This is a genomic window from Adlercreutzia murintestinalis, assembly GCF_943192905.1.
In the GTDB taxonomy this organism is placed as follows: Bacteria; Actinomycetota; Coriobacteriia; order Coriobacteriales; family Eggerthellaceae; genus Adlercreutzia_A; species Adlercreutzia_A murintestinalis.
In genome coordinates this window covers 40,697-57,739 of sequence record NZ_CALPCC010000011.1, presented here as the reverse complement: position 1 = coordinate 57,739, position 17,043 = coordinate 40,697, and the positions used below count along the sequence as shown (strand labels likewise).

Sequence of the window (17,043 nt, the reverse complement as noted above, 5' to 3'; positions counted from 1 at the left end):
GGAGGTGCACCTTCAAGGCCCACCTCCCACGTCGTCTTATTTCGCGAAGCGCTCCTACAGCGCACAGGCCGCAACGTAGCCAGCCTTGGTGGCATCGGCAATGCGAGCGGGGTTGTCGCAGTCACCCACCAGGTACACCTCATCGACCAGCGGCTTGATCTTTTCGCCCAGACCATGGTTGGGATCGAGGCCGAGCGTCACCGCTACCGTTTTGCCGGGCACGAAGATGTTCTTCTCGTTGCCCTCTTTGTCGGTCTGCACGCAGTCCACACCGCTCTCCTTGACCGCGGTCACGCGCGTCAGAGGATAGAGCTCGACATTGGGCGCTTTCTTGAAGGCACTGGTCAGACCGAAGCGCTCGGAGGGGCTCACGTCGTAGCCGACCTTCTTCTTCTCTTCGATGATGGAGGTCTTACGGCCGGTCTCCATGCATAGATGCCCCAGCTCGCAGCCCGGCAGACCGCCACCGATGATGGCGATCTCGCGACCGATCGGCCAGCTCATCTTCGCGGTCATATCGCGAGCAAAGGAAGGCGTGTAGTAGCGCTTCAGGAAGAACGCACCAGCACCCCACATGAAGTTGTTGAACAGGCCCTTCTTGCCTTGCGGCTTGTGGCCGTTGATCATCTCGAGAAAGTCGTGCGAGGTGATAACGTTTTTGCCCTGGGCGCCCGGCACATCGATGTTGATGGGCGCACCGCCAATAGCCACAATGGCCGCATCGGGCTTGACCTGCTGCACGAGTTGCGGGGTCACCTCGGTGTTGAGGTGCACCTTCACCTCCGGTGTGGTCTCCACCAGATGCTTCATGTAATCCAGATAGCGCTCGTGATAAGGGCTGAAGATGGAGCTCATCTTCACGCAGCCACCCAGACGCGGCCCCATTTCGTACAGATCGACCGTATGACCGCGCTTGGCTGCGGTGACCGCCGCATTGATGCCCGCAGGTCCCGAGCCGATCACCATGACGCGCTTGCTCTTCTCGGCTGGCGGATACATGTCATGCTCAAGTTCCGGCCCCAGATGCGGGTTGACGCCGCAGTAGACGAGCGGCAGACCACGCGAGACGACATCGTCGATGCAGCGGCAGCACACGATGCATTTGCGCATATCGGCCGTGCGATCCTCCATCACCTTCAGCGGCAATGCCGGGTCGGCGATGGAATAGCGCAGACCCGCGATCACATCGCACTTGCCGTCTTGCAGGTTCTGCTCCATCACCGTGGGGTCGGTGTTGCGATAGCCCTGACCCACGGGCTTTTTCGCCACCGACTTGATCTGCTCGGCGATGTACATCCAGTGGCCGTCCTCGATGCCCTTCGTGGTCAGCGGGACAGACGTCTCATGCCAGCCCACCGACAAGTCGTGCATATCCAGTCCGGCGCTCTCCATCCACTGAGCTATCTGAAGCGATTCCTCCATGGAGAGGCCCTCACCTTGCGGCGTCTTGATGAAGTCGATCGGTGACCAGCGCACCACGATCGGGTAATCCGGGCCGACCACTTCGCGCGTGCCACGAATGATCTCCAGCGTCAAACGGCAGCGGTTCTCAAGGCTACCGCCGTACTGGTCGGTGCGGTCGTTGGTGGCACTCGACATGAAGCGGCTCAGGATACCGCCAACGCCCGCCATCACCTCAACGGCATCGAAACCAGCTTCCTTGCACACCTTCGCGGCATTGAAGAACTGTGCCTTGAAATCCTCGATCTGCTCGAGCGTCATGGTGCGGAATCCGCTCATCATGGGAATGACCGCGATCTCGGAAGGACCGTACGGACCCTCCTTGGTCTCGGCGTCAGGCTTCCAATCGTGCACGTAGTACAGTTGCGCGCAGATAAGACCGTTGTGCTTGTGCACTGGGTCGATCATGTACTTCTTAAGGTCGGGAATGCAGGTCTCGTCGTAGCAGGACGGTAGCGCATGGATGCCATCGCCCTCGTAGCGCTTCCAGGGGCAGATGGTCTGAATGATCATGCCGGTGCCACCAGCTGCCCGTTCCTCCAAATAGGCAGCGAGCAACTCGGTGGGACGATTGTCGTCGGTCACATAGCCCTCGCCCGGCGACATGGACGTGGTGATCATACGGTTGCGCATGGTCACGCCGTTCACCTGCAGGGGCGAACCAAGTATGGGGTATTCCTTGCTCATGAGCATCAACTCCTAATCTCTTGCGTATCGAATCCGTTCTTGACCCGCATCAGCGCACCTCAGCCAAGCCGGAACTCGACTCCCATGCCTCCACGCGGATAATTCCACGACTTCACGACCGTGCCCTTGCCTGCCACCAAGCACGTGCCGCACTCCAAGCACCCAGCATAGTCGAACGTCAGCTCGCCGTTCTCGTCTCTCACGTAGAGGCCCGCAGGGCACAGCTTCACCAGGCGGTCGATCACCTTCGCGTCTCCATCCTTGTCAACCTCGATGTGCGCGAATTCCTCATCAACGTGGAACTTGTCCACAGCAAGCTTCTCTTCGACGGTCATATCCTCTCTCACAGCGCCTTCAACCCCTTTCGTGCATCCTTGGCAATGTTCATGAGGCCAACTTTCTTGACGGAGCCCATCGCCTTCTTCTTGAGCGGCACCGGCGCGCTGCCATCCACCGTGAACATGCCGCTCATGATCTCGTTGAGCATGGGGCCATAATCGGTGAACATGCGCCGCGTTTCCTCCATGAAAGTGGGGAACTTCGCGTAATGCTTGAGATCCTTCATGATGAAGCTGTCGTCGAGCTTGGCGGTATAGGTCGCCAGGCTCGCAGCGCTGTAGTCGTCCTTCTCCTTGGCAGCCATCACCGTCTCGGCAGCCAAGCGGCCCGATTCGATGGCGAAGTCCATGCCGCGCACGCAATACCCGGTGTTCAGCCCCAGCGCACCGGCATCACCGGTGATGAGCACGCCATCGCGCACCAGCTCGGGCACGCCCGCAATGCCACCCTCGATGACCATACGGCCCGTGTACTCGCGGATATCGCCCCCTTCGATGAGCGGCGCCACCACCGGATGGTGCTCCAGCCGTTTCAGCATGTCGGGCACCGAGGTGTCGTTGTAGTCGATGTCGGCGATGGTGGTTACCACGCCCAGCGATACGGAATCCTTATTGGTGTAGAGGAAGCCGCCGCCGATATGACCGTTGGTGGGATCGCCTACGAACAACCACGCACAGCCCTCGCCCGCCTTCACGCCGAAGCGGTCGGAAACGGTCTTTTCGTCCAGCTGGATGACCTCTTTGGCTGACACCGCATACTTATGAGGATCGAGCGGCGGCACCATGCCCAGCTTCTGACCAAGCAGCGACACCGCGCCATCAGCCAGAATGGTCACACGCGCGTACAGGTCATCATCACCTGCGCGCACGCCCCGCACCTTGCCGTCCTCCACGATCAGGTCATCGACGCGTATCTCGTTGATGAACATAGCTCCCTGCTCTTCGGCCTGCTCGGCCAGCCACTGATCGAACGGCGCGCGCAGCACCGCATACGAAGCGCATGCGGGATCAGCCAACGCCGGGGTCGTGTAATCCACGGTGGTACCAGCATCCTCCGTCAGAAACGACAGACGTTCCTTCGTGATGACGCGCTCCACCGGCGCCGTTTCAGCAAACCCCGGGATCACCTTCTCGAGGCTATGGCCATACAGACGGCCCCCTGTCATGTTCTTCGAGCCGCTGTAGGAGCCGCGCTCAACCACGACCACCTCGCATCCGGCCTTCGCCAGCACATAGGCCGCCGTGCATCCGGCCAGTCCCCCGCCGACGATCACTGCGTCGAAGATCTCTTCGTCCACGCTTGGACCTCCCTCTCCTTATTGCTTGCGTCGCGGTGTCCCCACCGCGCCCCATCGCGCGTGCCGGGCGCACGCCCAGCAACGCAGATGGCTGAAACCCTTATTCTTTCCACGCACGGTGCGACAGCTTGATGGTCAGCGGAACCAAGACCACAGCTGCCACGTACATGACGATGACGATCATGAAGCACAGGTCGAACGACCCGGTGGTGTCGTAGATCATGCCGTAGACCACGAACGAGATAGCGGTGAAGATGAAGATGCCCGTGGAGACCCAGGAATAGATCTGGGAATAATTGAGCGACCCGAACGCCTCGCGCGCCAGCACCGGCGCTATGACCGTCAGGCCCGCATAGCCACCGCCGAAGATGATCATGCCCGCGTAGAACACGCCCACATTCGAGCCTGACACGAAGGCGAGCGTGATGCCTATTGCTCCGCTGGCAGCGGCGATGATGCCCGTCCAGCGCACCCCGATGCGATCGTTGAGCGCACCGAGCACCAACTTGAACACGATGCCGCCCACCATGATGATGGACACCGCCATAGCTCCCACCTCAGGTCCCAACTCGCCATGCGAGCAGAACGCTGGTATTTGCTGGAAGAACGCCGCGCACATCACGAAGATGCCCGCAACCAGTATCAATAGATACAGGCCGGGCGACTTGATGGCCTGGGTCACCGTGGCACCGTGTTCGAAGGTGTAATCCTCTTCCTTCTCCACGGCGCTCTCATGGTCCTTATGCCAGCTACCCACCGGCACCAGGCCCATGACCGCAGGCGATTTGCGCACGAACGCGATGGTGAGCACGAGGGATAGGACCGTGGAAACAACGGACAGGATCGCGCGAGCGGTCTGCCACCCGTATTCGCTGATGAGCGCCTGGCCGACCGGGCTTCCAATGGCCGCGAGCAGTGACAGCACCGCAGCGGTGATGGAGATGGCGATGCCCGCATTCTTCTCGAACCATGCGTTGATGAGCACGGGCGCCGCGAGGTACATGAAAAACCCGGAGGTGATGCCGAACACCACCCCGTAGAGATTCCACTGCCACAGCTCAGTGGCATACGCGCTCAGAAGCGAAGCGATGCCGAACGCTGCCGAGACGACCGCGAGTATCCAGCGGGGGTTGCCCTTCTGCATCATACGCCCTGCGAAGGGCGCCACCACCGCAGCCACCAGCGGCTGAATGGTGCGATACATCGTGGTATCAGTTTGCGACCAGCCAAACTCGTCCATCACCGGAGCCACGAAAATACCTGACGTGTTGCCGATGATGCCCGTCGGGATGGAGTAAAACCCGATGCATCCCAAAACGACGAGCCAAGCCCAGATGGTGCTCTTCTTCTGAATAGCTTGCATGCAGCCCCTCCATCCTCAAATGCTCGAGAACTTCTTGCTATCAGGAGTAAGCAAATACCGTGCCAACGCATGGGACAAAAAAACGGACGAAGCTCGAAAGCTCCGTCCGCCCAGGAGAGGGTATGCTCGATCGCTCAGCCGAAGGGGGTCTCTTCCTTCTTCAAGAGCTTCTCGTCGTAGAGCGCAGCGATCTGCTCAGGCGTGGCACCCAGCTCAGCCAGAATATCCTCGTTATCGGCACCGACCAGCGGCATGCCGCGCCAGATCTGGCCCGGATTATTCTTCAACTTCGGCACGATGTTCACGCCGCGGATGCTCTCGTCGTTGTAGGAGTTCTTCCATTCCGTGAAGCTCTCGCGCGCGATGTAGTGCGGGTCCTTCTCGGCAATGGCGAAGTTGTAGATGCGACTGCACGGCACACCTGCATCCAGCATGATGCGCTCGGCCTCTGCAGCGTCATGCTCGCTGAAGAACTTCTCCATGGCCGCCTCGAGCACATCGCCCGCCTCCGAGCCGAACGCCACCACTGGCGTGCCCACTGGGAACAGGTCGCTGCCATATTCCAGCCCAAATGCAGGAATGGCCTTCTTCACCACGCCGGGGCCCAAGATGAGCACGTAGATCGGCACGCCATCCTTGCAAATATAGGTGCCATAGCCCGCCGACGAAGTGGAATGCGACCCCTCGCGCACCGGCAGCGCACCGGTGTTCAGGTAGTTCACCGCATAGAAGCCCTCGCAGCGCAGCATCGACTCGTATTGCGCCACGTCCACGCTCTCGCCCTTGCCGGTCTTTTGAGCGTTGATGTAGCCAGCGAGCGCGCCCAGGTCAGCCATGAAGCCTGCGTAATAGTCGGACACCTGCGGGAAGGCGAGCACCGGCAGACGGTCCGGGAAGCCGTTCATCTCCATGAAGCAACCGAAGGCCTGCCCGATGCCATCGAAGGACGCGCGTCCTACGTAGTCAGGGTCGCCCGTTTGGCCGAAGCCCGAGATATGCACGATGGTGAGCTTGGGGTTGATCTCCCATAGCACCTCATCGGGCATGCCCCATTTGGCCATCTGGCCGCCGCGGAAGCCATCCATCAAGATGTCGGCATCCTTCAGCAGCTCGAAGAACCACGTGCGCCCTTCTCCCTCTTTCACGTTCATGCACAAAGACCGGGTGTTGCGGCGCTCCATCTGAGTGCCCCAACCCTGCAAGGCCTCATTGGTGGGACGGGAGGTGTCGCGACCCAGCGGGCTTTCGATGCCGATCACATCAGCGCCCATATCGGCCAGCAGGCCGCATGCGAACGGGCCAGCGATCGCCATGGTCAAATTGACCACGCGCACTCCCTGCAGCGGGCCGAATTGCGGACATTCCTCGGTTCTCATAGGCTTCTCCTTACCTGGTCATCTCTGCAGCACCGCTCATGCGAAGCGTCCGCGCATGATGGAAGCGGTCTGCGCTCTTCCGGCGAAGATGCAAAACACGTGCCAAGATGGCACATTTATTGCGGTTCAAACGGCATATCGGACCCCGGAGAAGGAGCCCTCATGGCACAGAAAGCCAAGGACATCTACGACGCGCTGCACAAGGTCGAAGGCGACCACGCGCGCATCCAGCTCGATATCAGCAAGGCCATCATGCCGTTAGGGCTCGGGGTTGAGTTGCCCGGTGAATACGTGTCCGAGGTGGTGCGGCCCAACATCAAGCTGCCGCATACCACCAAGCACCTCTTCTCCACGTCCGGCTCGTTTCAGATGGCCGCAGAGTTCCATATCGTGCTTGGCGATCGTCCGCTCGTGCGCGACAACCTGGACCTCTGCCGCATCCGCGTGCGCAACATCAAATGGAGCAGCGGTGGCGTGCCTCGCATCGACTTGAAGTTCAGCATCAGCGCCGACGGAGAGATCGTCATCGGCGCCGACAATCTCGATCACAAGAACGCCGACATCATCGTGCATCAAGCGACCACGCACGTGAGCGCTGCCGAGATCGAGCGTCTTCAGGCCGAGTCTAAAGAGCATGCTGACGAGGACGCGGGCATGCGCGAGCTCATCGATCGCATGCTGGAGGATCTCGCGCTCATCGGCGTTACCGACGACCGGTACGCTTTCGCGAAACGCAAGATGGGATTTACGGCGAAGCGAGCCTATAAGGATGCGAAGAAGCGGCTCAACACGGCTTTGCACGTCAAGCTCACCGAATTGACGCCCGAGAAGATCGAAGAGCTCATGGAAGCCGAAGCCGCGTTCAAAGAGCAGCGTCAGATCATCCTGCCGCTCTACAAGCAGGTAAAGGGCTGGTACGAACGGTAAGAAGGCGGCATCTCCGCTCGCCCGCACATCTCAAGCGCAGACCTCGCTCTCGTACATGCTCCCTGCGCCGTATCCCGCAGCACGACCCGACACAAAAAGAAGGCCGCCCGAGGGCGGCCTTCCCATTCGATCCCAAGCCCAGGGATATATCGCCTTGCGGCTTAGTTCTTCTTAGCCCAGAGGCGACGGCCCATGGGGATGATGACGATCGAGCAGATGGCCGTGATCACGTAGAAGGCGATGATCAGCCAGAAGCAGCCCGCGAACGAACCCGTGATGTCGTAGATCTGAGCATAGATCAGAGCAGAGAAGCCCGAGAAGATGTTCAGACCGGTTGCGACGATCGAGAAGATGTTCGCATAGTCCTTGTCACCGAAGGCCTGCTGGCAGGTCATCGGGGGAACGATGTTCAGAGCCGCGAAGCCGCCGCCGAACAGGAATACGCCCACATAGAACATCATGGCGTTGTCAACACTGAACAGCACGATAGCGATACCGGCAGCACCCAGAATGGAAGCAACCACGCCGGACACCTTCGCACCCGTATGGTCGCACAGCCAGCCAAGAGCGAACTTGCCGACGACCTGGCCGACCATGCAAACGGTAACGCCCAGCGCGCCAACCGCAGCGCCCAGCGGACCGGTGGAAGCGTACGAAGAGAACTGCTGCATCATGCCAGCAGCGACCACGAACAGACCAGCCATGATGACCAGCAGCCACAGAGCCGGGCTCTTCATGGCCTGTGCACGGGTGATACCAGCGGTCTCCTTGACCTCGGTCACCTGAGCGACCTCAGACTCAGCGCGGTCCTTCTGCGCAGCGCCATAGCCCCAAGGCAGCACGCCCATCTTCTCGGGAGACTCGCGCAGCAGAGCAGCGGTGAACACAACACCCACGATAAGAGCAATGGAGCTGTTGATGATACGAGCGGTTTCCCAGCCATAAGCGGTAATCCAGCTTTGCACCACCGGGCTCATGATGGCACCCAAGATAGAGGCGGTCATGCCGATGACGCCAATAACGGTCCCGTTGCTCTTAGCGAACCAGCGGTTGATGAACGTGGGCACGGCGATGTACATCCAGAATGCCGCAGAGATGCCATAGCACACACCATAGACGTTCCACTGCCACGGCTCGGTGAACCAAGCGCAGGCAAGAGATGCGATGCCGAACAGCGCCGCAGCACCCGTCATGATCCAGCGCGGGTTGTACTGCGAGATCAATTTGCCAGCGATGGGCGTGCAGATAGCTGCGACCCAAGGCTGGATGGACATGTACAGCGTCGCGTCGGTACGAGACCAACCGAACTGGTCCATGACCGGCGTGGCGAACAGACCGGCTTGGTTGCCCACGCACGCCAACGGGACAGCATAGAACGCAACGCAGGCAATAGCGATAGCCCAGGCGTAATTGCTGCCCTTCATTTGTTCAGTTCCCATATTTCCTCCTTCGTTGGGCTTGGAACTCCTCGCCGACCATCAAGCAAAACGCGTGCCAACCAGGAGCCCCAAACCTATGTATTTCGCGCAGCCTCCGTGCGAGCATCCCCGTCTTCGGAGCGCTGCGCGATGCTTCCAAAAAGGCTTACTCGCCCTTCTTCAGAACACCCTTCTCGTAGAACTCCGCCACCTGTTCAGGGGTGTAGCCGAATTCCTCCATGATGTCTGCGGTATCGGCGTCGTACTTCGCGCCACCGCGCACCACCTGGCCGGGATGCTTCTTGAAGCGCGGGATCATATTGACCTGCTTCACTTCCTTTTCGGTGATCTCGTCATACACGTCAATGAACACCTCGCGCGCCTTGTAGTGCGGATCCTCCAGCATCATGGCGTAGGTCATATGCGGGCTGACCGGCACGCCCATCTCAGAGAAGGTCTTGTTAACCTCTTCCACCGTGTGCTCTTCGCACCACTTGTCCAGCGCAGCGCGGAACTTGGCAGCGCGCGGTGGCATGGGCTCATCGATGCTCTTGCAGCCAGGCGCACGCGAGATAGAGGCATAGCTGCCCAGTGGCTGGAAGTCGGGATCCTCAGCGAAGCCGAAGAACTCCACCAGCTTGCGCACAGGACCAGCGCCACCCACCGACACCTGCACGTAGCCATCCTTGCACTTCTGCGAACCGGCACATGCGCCCACCAGGTCCTCATTGCCGATGCGCGCAGGCTGAATGCCGTGGTTGATACCGTCAGAGAGGGTTGCCCCCTGCAGACGCACGAGCGCCTCGAACTGGCAACAGTCGATGGATTCGCCCTCGCCGGTCTCACGAGCGCGGATGACGGCTGCCAGAGTAGCCCACGCGCCCATGAGCGCCGTCATGAAGTCGCCCGTGAAAGGCTTGGTGACGCTAGGCGCTGAGCCCGGAGCACCATTGAGGTTCGAGTAGCCGCCGAATGCTTGCCCGATGGGGTCGAAGGACGCCTTGCGCACATAATCCGGATCGCCATAGTTGCCGAAACCGGAGATATGCAGGATCACGAGCGCCGGGTTCGCCTCCCAGAGCACCTCGTCGGTAAGACCCCACTTGGCCCACGTGCCACCCTTGGAGGACTCCACGAGCACATCAGCCCACTTCACCATGTTGAGCAGGATCTCCTTGCCCTCCGGTGAAGGAATGTTCAGTGTCATCATGCGCTGGTTGCGGCGATCGACCGACCACGCATCGCCGTACATGCGATACATGTCAGGAGCAATCGTGCTCTCCAACTCGATCACGTCCGCGCCCTGCTCAGCGAACAGCTCGCAGACGAAGGGCGCCGCTATGACGGCGCCTGCGTTCAGCACCTTGAGGTTTTGCAAGTTACCGAACTTGGGACGCTCCGATGATTTCATAGGCATTCCTCCGTATCTGACGGCCCGCACCTGCGGGTCCCTTCGCCCCCTGCTCGTGCAGCAGGGTTTCCGGAGGTTCTTTAAGCAATTCCCGTGCCAAGAGTTGGCTCTCAGAAGCAGAAATCTCGGGGGTTATGAGGCGACCTTCAAGGCCAGCTTGAAAAGCGCAGATCAGGCGCGTGCGGCGGCTGCTGCTATGAAATCGGAAACAGAGGATGAGGCCGATGCGGGCGGCTCTTGAACTCGGGGTGTCCCTGGCTGGCCACGAACCACGGGTGATCGGGCAACTCTACCATCTCCACCAAGCGCTCGTCGGGAGAAAGGCCACTGATGACAAGTCCGGCCTCCGTCAGCGCATCGCGGTAGGCGTTGTTCACCTCGAAGCGATGGCGATGACGCTCGTAGACGAGGGCTTCCCCATACGCTGCCGCCGCCTTCGTGTTCGCCACCACCTTACACGGGTACGCACCCAGGCGCATGGTGCCGCCCTTCTCTTCCACATCTTCCTGCTCAGGCATCAGATCGACCACATACGGCACATCCGCCGCCTCCTGGTTCGTGCACGCATCCTCGGCGAACTCGGCCGAGGTGGCGCCCGCAAGACCGCACGCATCGCGCGCGAACGCGCAAACAGCCGCTTGCAGCCCCAAGCATATCCCCAGATACGGCACTGCCGCTGTGCGAGCATAGCGCGCAGCGGAGATCTTGCCCTCGAACGCGCGGTGGCCGAAACCGCCCGGCACCAACACCCCGTCCATGCCACCGAGCACCTCAGCCGCGTTCTCGTCGGTAAGCTCTTCGCCGTCGATGAGATGCACGTTCACCTGCACACCGCAGGCCACGCCCGCATGTCCGAGCGCCTCCACCACGCTCAGGTACGCATCCGGCAAGCTGACGTACTTGCCCACCACCGCAATATCCACCGCGCCCTCACAGTGCGCCGCCGCGTCCAGGTACCCGCGCAGATCGCTCAGATCGGCGCGGTGCGGCGAGAGGCCCATACGATTGAGCACCATGGCATCGAAACCCTGCTCATACAGCTCCAGGGGTACCTCATAGATGCTCGGCGCATCAACGCATGCCAGCACCTCTTCAACGCCCACATCGCAGAACAGCGCGATCTTCGCGCGCACCTCGTCGCTGATCTCATGATCGGAGCGACACACGATGAAATCGGGCTGCACTCCGATCTGGCGCAGCTCCTTCACGCTGTGCTGCGTGGGCTTCGTCTTCACCTCGTGAGCCGCAGCGATGTAGGGCACGAGCGTCACGTGCACGAACAGCACCTCACCGGGCGCCTTTTCCATCTTGAACTGGCGGGCTGCCTCGATGAAGGGTAATCCCTCGATATCGCCGATGGTGCCGCCGATCTCGGTGATGACAATATCGGCGCCCGACTGCTCGACCGCGCGCCGCAGCCGCTCCTTGATCGCTTCGGTCACATGCGGAATGACCTGCACCGTGCCACCGAGGAAATCGCCCCGCCGCTCGCGGCTGATCAGCGTTTGATAGATGCTGCCTTGCGTGAAATTGCTCTCTCGCGTGAGGTTCTCATCGATGAAGCGCTCGTAGTGCCCCAGGTCAAGATCGCCCTCGTGCCCATCTTCGGTCACAAACACCTCGCCGTGCTGGAAGGGGCTCATGGTGCCGGGGTCCACGTTGAGATACGGATCCATCTTCTGCATGGTCACGTTATATCCGCGCGCCTTCAGCAAATGCCCCAGACTTGCCGCCGTGATGCCCTTGCCGAGCGAGGACACCACCCCACCCGTTACGAAGATGTGCTTCGCCATGTCACCCACCCTCTCTTCACGCCGCGCATCCAGCACTGCCCGTTCGCGCGCTCTGCGCTATACTCTCATCAGTTTGTTGCATGGATGTTAAGAGGTCGGCGAAACACTCATCGAATGCCGCAGCGCCGTTTCTGATCCAGCATTGAGAGACCATCGTGAGTGGCCACACGGCCGCGCATCCGATCACGGGAGACGCCATGCGCGAAGGATTCGATAACGCCACCTATATCCAAATGCAGGCCGAGCGCATCCGCGAGCGCATCGGGCAGTTCGGCGGCAAGCTCTACCTGGAGTTCGGCGGCAAGATCTTCGATGATCTGCACGCCAGCCGCGTGCTGCCCGGCTTTGAGCCCGACAGTAAGATTCGCATGCTCCAAAGCATGGCCGACGATGTGGAAATACTCATCACGGTAAACGCCAACCACATTGAGAAGAGCAAGAAGCGCGGAGACCTTGGCATCACCTACGATGAGGACGTGCTGCGCTTGATGGATGTGCTGCGCGACATGGGCTTTCTGGTGAGCACGGTGGTCATCACCCATTACGCCAATCAACCCTCAGTGGACGCCTTCCGTCATCGGCTCGATGCCATGGGCATCAAAAGCGCCCTGCACTACCCCATTGCTGGCTATCCGTTCGACATCGACCACATTGCCAGCGAAGAGGGCTTCGGCAAGAACGATTACGTGGAAACCAAGCGCCCGCTCGTCGTGGTCACCGCGCCGGGGCCAGGTTCGGGCAAGATGGCTACCTGCCTCAGCCAGATCTACCATGAGCACCAACGCGGCGTGCGCGCAGGATACGCGAAATACGAAACGTTTCCCATCTGGAATCTGCCGTTGCAGCATCCGGTCAACATCGCCTACGAGGCGGCAACGGTCGATCTGGACGACTACAACGCCATCGATCCGTTCCATCTGGAAGCCTACGGTGACACCACGGTGAATTACAACCGTGACATCGAGATATTCCCCGTGCTCAAGACCATGATGGAGCGCATCATGGGCACAAGCCCCTACCAAAGCCCCACCGACATGGGCGTCAACATGGCAGGCTATGCCATCGTCGACGACGATGCGGTGCGCGAGGCGGCCAATCTGGAGATCATGCGGCGCTACTTCAAACAAGCCGTTGAGGTGAAGGAGACCGGCGCGGGCGAAGAGGCGCTCAAGAAGCTCGAGGTGCTGATGAACCAGTCCGGCATCAGCACGACCGATTTCCCCGCCCGCAGCGCAGCCCTGCTCAAAGAAGAGATGACCGGCGGTCCTGCAGGCGCCATGGTGCTACCCGACGGCACGGTCGTCACCGGCAAGACCTCGAACCTGTTGGGGGCCGCATCAAGCCTGCTCATGAACGCATTGAAGGCCATGGCCGATATCCATGATGATATCGACGTGATCACCGACGAGGCCATCGAGCCCATCTGTCATTTGAAGACCGATCACCTTCATAGCCGCAACCCGCGCCTGCATTCCGATGAGACGCTCATCGCGCTGTCCATTTCAAGCGTTACCGAGCCTCTGGCCGAGCGGCTGATCGAACATCTGGACGACCTACGCGGCTGCGATGCGTTTTTCAGCGTCATCGTCAGCCTCACCGACCAGAAGCTCTATCGCACGCTGGGCATCAACGTATGCTGCGAGCCGAAATACGAGCAGCACCGCTATTACCATAAGTAAGGCGGCGCGTGGGTTGGTGGGACGATATCTGCGACCGATGCGGGCGGTGCTGCTTCGAGCGCGATGTGGACGATGATGGCGACGTCATCATCGATTATGCAGCGCCCTGCGAGTTCTTAGATGTCGAAACGCGCCTGTGCACTGTGTACGACCATCGGTTCGATGCATGCGAGCGCTGCGGGCGCGTCACGCTCTGGACGGCCCTGGTTGACCCGCGTTTGCCCGAGGGATGCGCGTATGCGCGGCGGTTGCGCCCCTGGCATCGCGAACAGCCGCTCGATGATGCGCCAGACGAGTCATAAGTCATAACGGCTGCGGGCGCAGCTTCGAGATGAGCGAGCGTCAAACCGCGCGCAGGCTCTCTTGGCGGTGAGGCGATCTTTTACCGAACCAGCACACGCGCACGCACAGACATGCGACGTACCGCAAATCTGCTACCTATGCGAAGAACGTTCGCGCAGCGTACTCGTAGAAATGGTCCGCCTCGGCATAGAGCAAGGTGGTAGGATGCGCGCCCCGGCTCACGTAGATGCGCTTGATCGGGCCGGAAAGCGTCAACAGATCGCCGTCAGCGAACACCATGGCCGCTTCCGCATCAGCCGAACGCGTCATCTGCACGCACACGATGTCGTTGGGATCGGTGAGCACCCCGCGCGCGCTCAAGGTATGCGGAGCGATGGGCTGCACGATGAGCCCGCTGAAGCTCGGCGCCACCAACGGGCCGCCCGCCGCGAGCGCATAGGCCGTTGAGCCCGTGGCGCTGGCAACCACGATACCGTCCCCCGCGAAATCGCCAATATGGCTCTCGCCCACATCTAACCCGAACTGCAAGGTGCGCCCCATGGCCCCTCGCGTGACGGCGAACTCGTTCAGCGCGAAGAAGCGCCCGGGTTCTGAGCCGGATGCCTCTTCGTCTGCATAGGGGTCCCGCTGCCCTTCGCACACGATGCACGCTTGTAGGTTCGTACGGTGCTGCACCAGCAGCTCTCCGGCCAAAGCGCGCGCGGTCAGCTCCACGACCCCGGCCGCTGCATCGTTAGCCAAAAAGCCCAAGTGGCCGAAATTGATCCCCAAGATAGGCGTTTCCGTATCCGCCAGCAGCCGTGCAGTGCGCAAGATGGTGCCATCTCCCCCCAGCACCACGGCAAGCTGCGCATCGCAGGCGCGCTGGCGCGCCGGTAGATGCCCGCTTTGGGCGAACTCAGGGCAATACAGCTCATCGGATGACACGCGCTCGCACGCAACCCCTTGCGACATGAAATACGCAGTGAGCAGCAAGGCAGCATCGGTCGCATCGCGGCTGTTGCTGTTCTGAACGATCAGTGCGCGCATGATCCTCCTTCGATCGGTTTGCGCCCATTATACGGCTCCCCATGCGCTTTGCTGCCGCTCGGGTATCATATACACCATGGGATCTGGACCGAAACACGCGATACGGCCTGACTCTCGCGCTGAGGCGCTGGAGTCCGCAGACATCACGGCTTCGGCCGATCAGAGCAGCGCGCCCCCACCGTCGCGCAACACGGCGCCCGCCGACGCGACCAACATCGGCGCATCAGCCGCGCTCATCAGCATCTGCACCATCATCAGCCGCATCACCGGTTTCGCACGCACGTGGGCCATGGCTTTCGCGTTGGGCGCCACCTTCCTCAGTTCCAGCTATCAGGTTGCTAACAATCTGCCCAACATGCTCTACGAGCTGGTCATGGGCGGCATGCTCTCCACCGCGTTCTTGCCCGTATACCTCTCGCTCAAGCGCAATGCCGGGCGTCAGGCAAGCCGCCGCTATGCCTCCAATCTGCTCACCCTCGTGGTGCTCGGCTTGGGCGCGCTCAGCCTGATCTGCATCCTCTTCCCCGCTCAGGTCATCTATACCCAGACGTTCTTTAGCAACCAAGAGGAAATGGGCACCGCAGTGCTACTGTTCCGTTTCTTCGCTATTCAGCTGGTGTTCTATGGCGCCTCGTCCATCATCAGCGGCCTGTTGAACGCGAACCGCGACTACATCTGGGGTGCCATCGCGCCGGTGTTCAACAATCTGGCGGTCATAGCCACGTTCATCGCGTATGCCTATCTTGCGCCGAACGACCCGCAGCTGGCCCTTCTGGTGATCGCCATTGGCAACCCGGCCGGTGTGGCCATTCAGCTGCTCATTCAGCTGCCGGGTTTGCGCCGCAACGGCATCCTGCTGACGCCCCGCATCAACTTCCACGATCCCGGCCTGCGCGAAACGGTGCGCCTGGGCGTGCCTGCGCTCATCGTCACCCTCATCGGTTTCGTCACGGTCAGCGTGGCGAATGCCGCCTCGTACACGTTCGCCGACAACGGCCCGAGCGTCATCGCATACGCGCGGCTATGGTTCACCTTCCCTTATAGCTTCCTGGCCATTCCGGTGGCCACCGCCCTGTTCACCGAGCTCTCCGACATGCAGGCGAAAGGCAACACCGAAGGAGTGGTGCGCGGTATCATCGGTGGCACCACGCAGATCTTTTTCCTGATGATCCCCTTTGGGTTGTATCTGATCGCGTTCAGTCAGCCGTTGGTGTCGCTCTATCATATCGGGGCGTTCACCGAAGACGCCATCGGCCAGATCGCGCGCTATTTGGCCGTCATGGCGGTGGCGCTGCCGTTCTATGGCGTGAACACCTACTTGCAGATGGCGTTCAGCAGCATCCGGCGCATGAAGGCGTTCAGCATCTTCACGCTCATAGCCAGCCTCGTGCAGGTGGGCATCATCGTGGGCGCGGTGGCCATTCATGATGCCGGAGGCTCTACCACCATGGACTTCATTGCTGCGGGCACGATCGCTGCTTATGCGCTGGGCGATGTGCTGGAGCTAGCCTACCTCAAGAAGCGCTATGGACGCCCGTTCAAGGTGAGCGCGATAGTGAAGACATGCCTGCGCGCCCTCATCGTTGGCGCAGCGGGGGCGGCGGTAGGCGCCGTGGCCTTCTGGGGCTTGAACTTTGCGTGCGATGCGAGCGGCAATGTACCGCTCACGCTGGCGTACCTGCTGGTAGCAGGCGCGCTTGCCATGGGGGTTACCTTTACGCCCGCCATCAGGGGAGCCTGGCCCGAAGCCGCCTTCGCGACCGGCATCTTAAACCGAGTGCGCCGCCTTGTGGGCCGCGGTTTCGGCCGCCATCCCAAACGCATGTGAATTGTTTCACATGAAACAGCGGGAGCGCACAGCGCGTAGCCAACGCAACAACACAAAATGTTTCACGTGAAACATTTTCAGTAATGCTACATGCTCAGTAATGCTACATGCAGTAGCCATGCACCAAGCTGC

Annotated in this window: 13 protein-coding genes; 4 read left to right on the top strand and 9 right to left on the bottom strand. The window is 60.7% G+C overall.

Translation table 11 applies throughout. The features are described 5' to 3' along the window. Positions 1-54: 54 nt before the first annotated feature. From NFR19_RS05090 to NFR19_RS05070, 5 genes are all read right to left on the bottom strand, one after another. Entirely contained in the window at positions 55-2,148 is a 2,094-nt protein-coding gene (locus NFR19_RS05090; protein ID WP_251212709.1) for an oxidoreductase, read from the bottom strand. Between the two features lie 59 nt (positions 2,149-2,207). Then, the gene (locus NFR19_RS05085; protein ID WP_349665508.1) at positions 2,208-2,495 is read right to left on the bottom strand and encodes a ferredoxin family protein; all 288 of its coding nucleotides are present in this window, start codon (positions 2,493-2,495) and stop codon (positions 2,208-2,210) included. Then, positions 2,492-3,784, bottom strand: coding sequence for an FAD-dependent oxidoreductase (locus tag NFR19_RS05080; RefSeq protein ID WP_251212708.1), 1,293 nt, complete (start codon positions 3,782-3,784; stop codon positions 2,492-2,494). The genes NFR19_RS05085 and NFR19_RS05080 overlap by 4 nt, the downstream gene beginning before the upstream one ends. Before the next feature lie 100 nt (positions 3,785-3,884). Further along, positions 3,885-5,147: an MFS transporter gene (locus NFR19_RS05075; RefSeq protein ID WP_251212707.1), complete on the bottom strand. Its 1,263-nt coding sequence runs from the start codon at positions 5,145-5,147 to the stop codon at positions 3,885-3,887. 134 nt (positions 5,148-5,281) lie between these two features. Continuing rightward, a complete protein-coding gene (locus NFR19_RS05070; protein WP_251212706.1) occupies positions 5,282-6,523 on the bottom strand; it encodes a CoA transferase in 1,242 nt (413 codons plus the stop codon). 162 nt (positions 6,524-6,685) lie between these two features. On the opposite strand from NFR19_RS05070, the gene NFR19_RS05065 reads away from it, so the two are divergent. After that, positions 6,686-7,450, top strand: a complete 765-nt coding sequence (locus NFR19_RS05065) for an Hsp70 family protein (protein WP_251212705.1) — start codon at positions 6,686-6,688, stop codon at positions 7,448-7,450. 161 nt (positions 7,451-7,611) lie between these two features. Here NFR19_RS05065 and NFR19_RS05060 read toward each other — a convergent pair whose 3' ends face one another. The 3 genes from NFR19_RS05060 to pyrG all read right to left on the bottom strand — a co-directional run bounded on the left by NFR19_RS05060 (position 7,612) and on the right by pyrG (position 12,072). Next, positions 7,612-8,889: an MFS transporter gene (locus NFR19_RS05060; protein WP_251212704.1), complete on the bottom strand. Its 1,278-nt coding sequence runs from the start codon at positions 8,887-8,889 to the stop codon at positions 7,612-7,614. A gap of 145 nt (positions 8,890-9,034) precedes the next feature. Next, positions 9,035-10,279 carry a CoA transferase gene (locus NFR19_RS05055; protein ID WP_251212703.1) on the bottom strand — a complete coding sequence of 415 codons (1,245 nt, stop codon included), beginning with the start codon at positions 10,277-10,279 and terminating at the stop codon, positions 9,035-9,037. Between the two features lie 194 nt (positions 10,280-10,473). Next, a complete protein-coding gene (pyrG, locus tag NFR19_RS05050; RefSeq protein ID WP_285813456.1) occupies positions 10,474-12,072 on the bottom strand; it encodes a CTP synthase in 1,599 nt (532 codons plus the stop codon). Positions 12,073-12,269: 197 nt separating this feature from the next. On the opposite strand from pyrG, the gene NFR19_RS05045 reads away from it, so the two are divergent. Together NFR19_RS05045 and NFR19_RS05040 are read left to right on the top strand one after the other, a co-directional pair. Next, positions 12,270-13,751, top strand: coding sequence for a DUF1846 domain-containing protein (locus NFR19_RS05045; protein WP_349665509.1), 1,482 nt, complete (start codon positions 12,270-12,272; stop codon positions 13,749-13,751). Positions 13,752-13,759: 8 nt separating this feature from the next. Continuing rightward, a complete protein-coding gene (locus NFR19_RS05040; RefSeq protein ID WP_251212701.1) occupies positions 13,760-14,053 on the top strand; it encodes a CxxCxxCC domain-containing protein in 294 nt (97 codons plus the stop codon). 136 nt (positions 14,054-14,189) lie between these two features. Here the strand turns inward: NFR19_RS05040 and NFR19_RS05035 are convergent, their stop codons facing one another. Continuing rightward, positions 14,190-15,083, bottom strand: a complete 894-nt coding sequence (locus NFR19_RS05035) for an NAD(+)/NADH kinase (RefSeq protein WP_251212700.1) — start codon at positions 15,081-15,083, stop codon at positions 14,190-14,192. Positions 15,084-15,159: 76 nt separating this feature from the next. Between NFR19_RS05035 and murJ the strand changes: the two genes are divergently transcribed. After that, the gene (gene murJ, locus NFR19_RS05030; protein WP_251212699.1) at positions 15,160-16,911 is read left to right on the top strand and encodes a murein biosynthesis integral membrane protein MurJ; all 1,752 of its coding nucleotides are present in this window, start codon (positions 15,160-15,162) and stop codon (positions 16,909-16,911) included. The last annotated feature ends 132 nt before the right edge of the window (positions 16,912-17,043 follow it).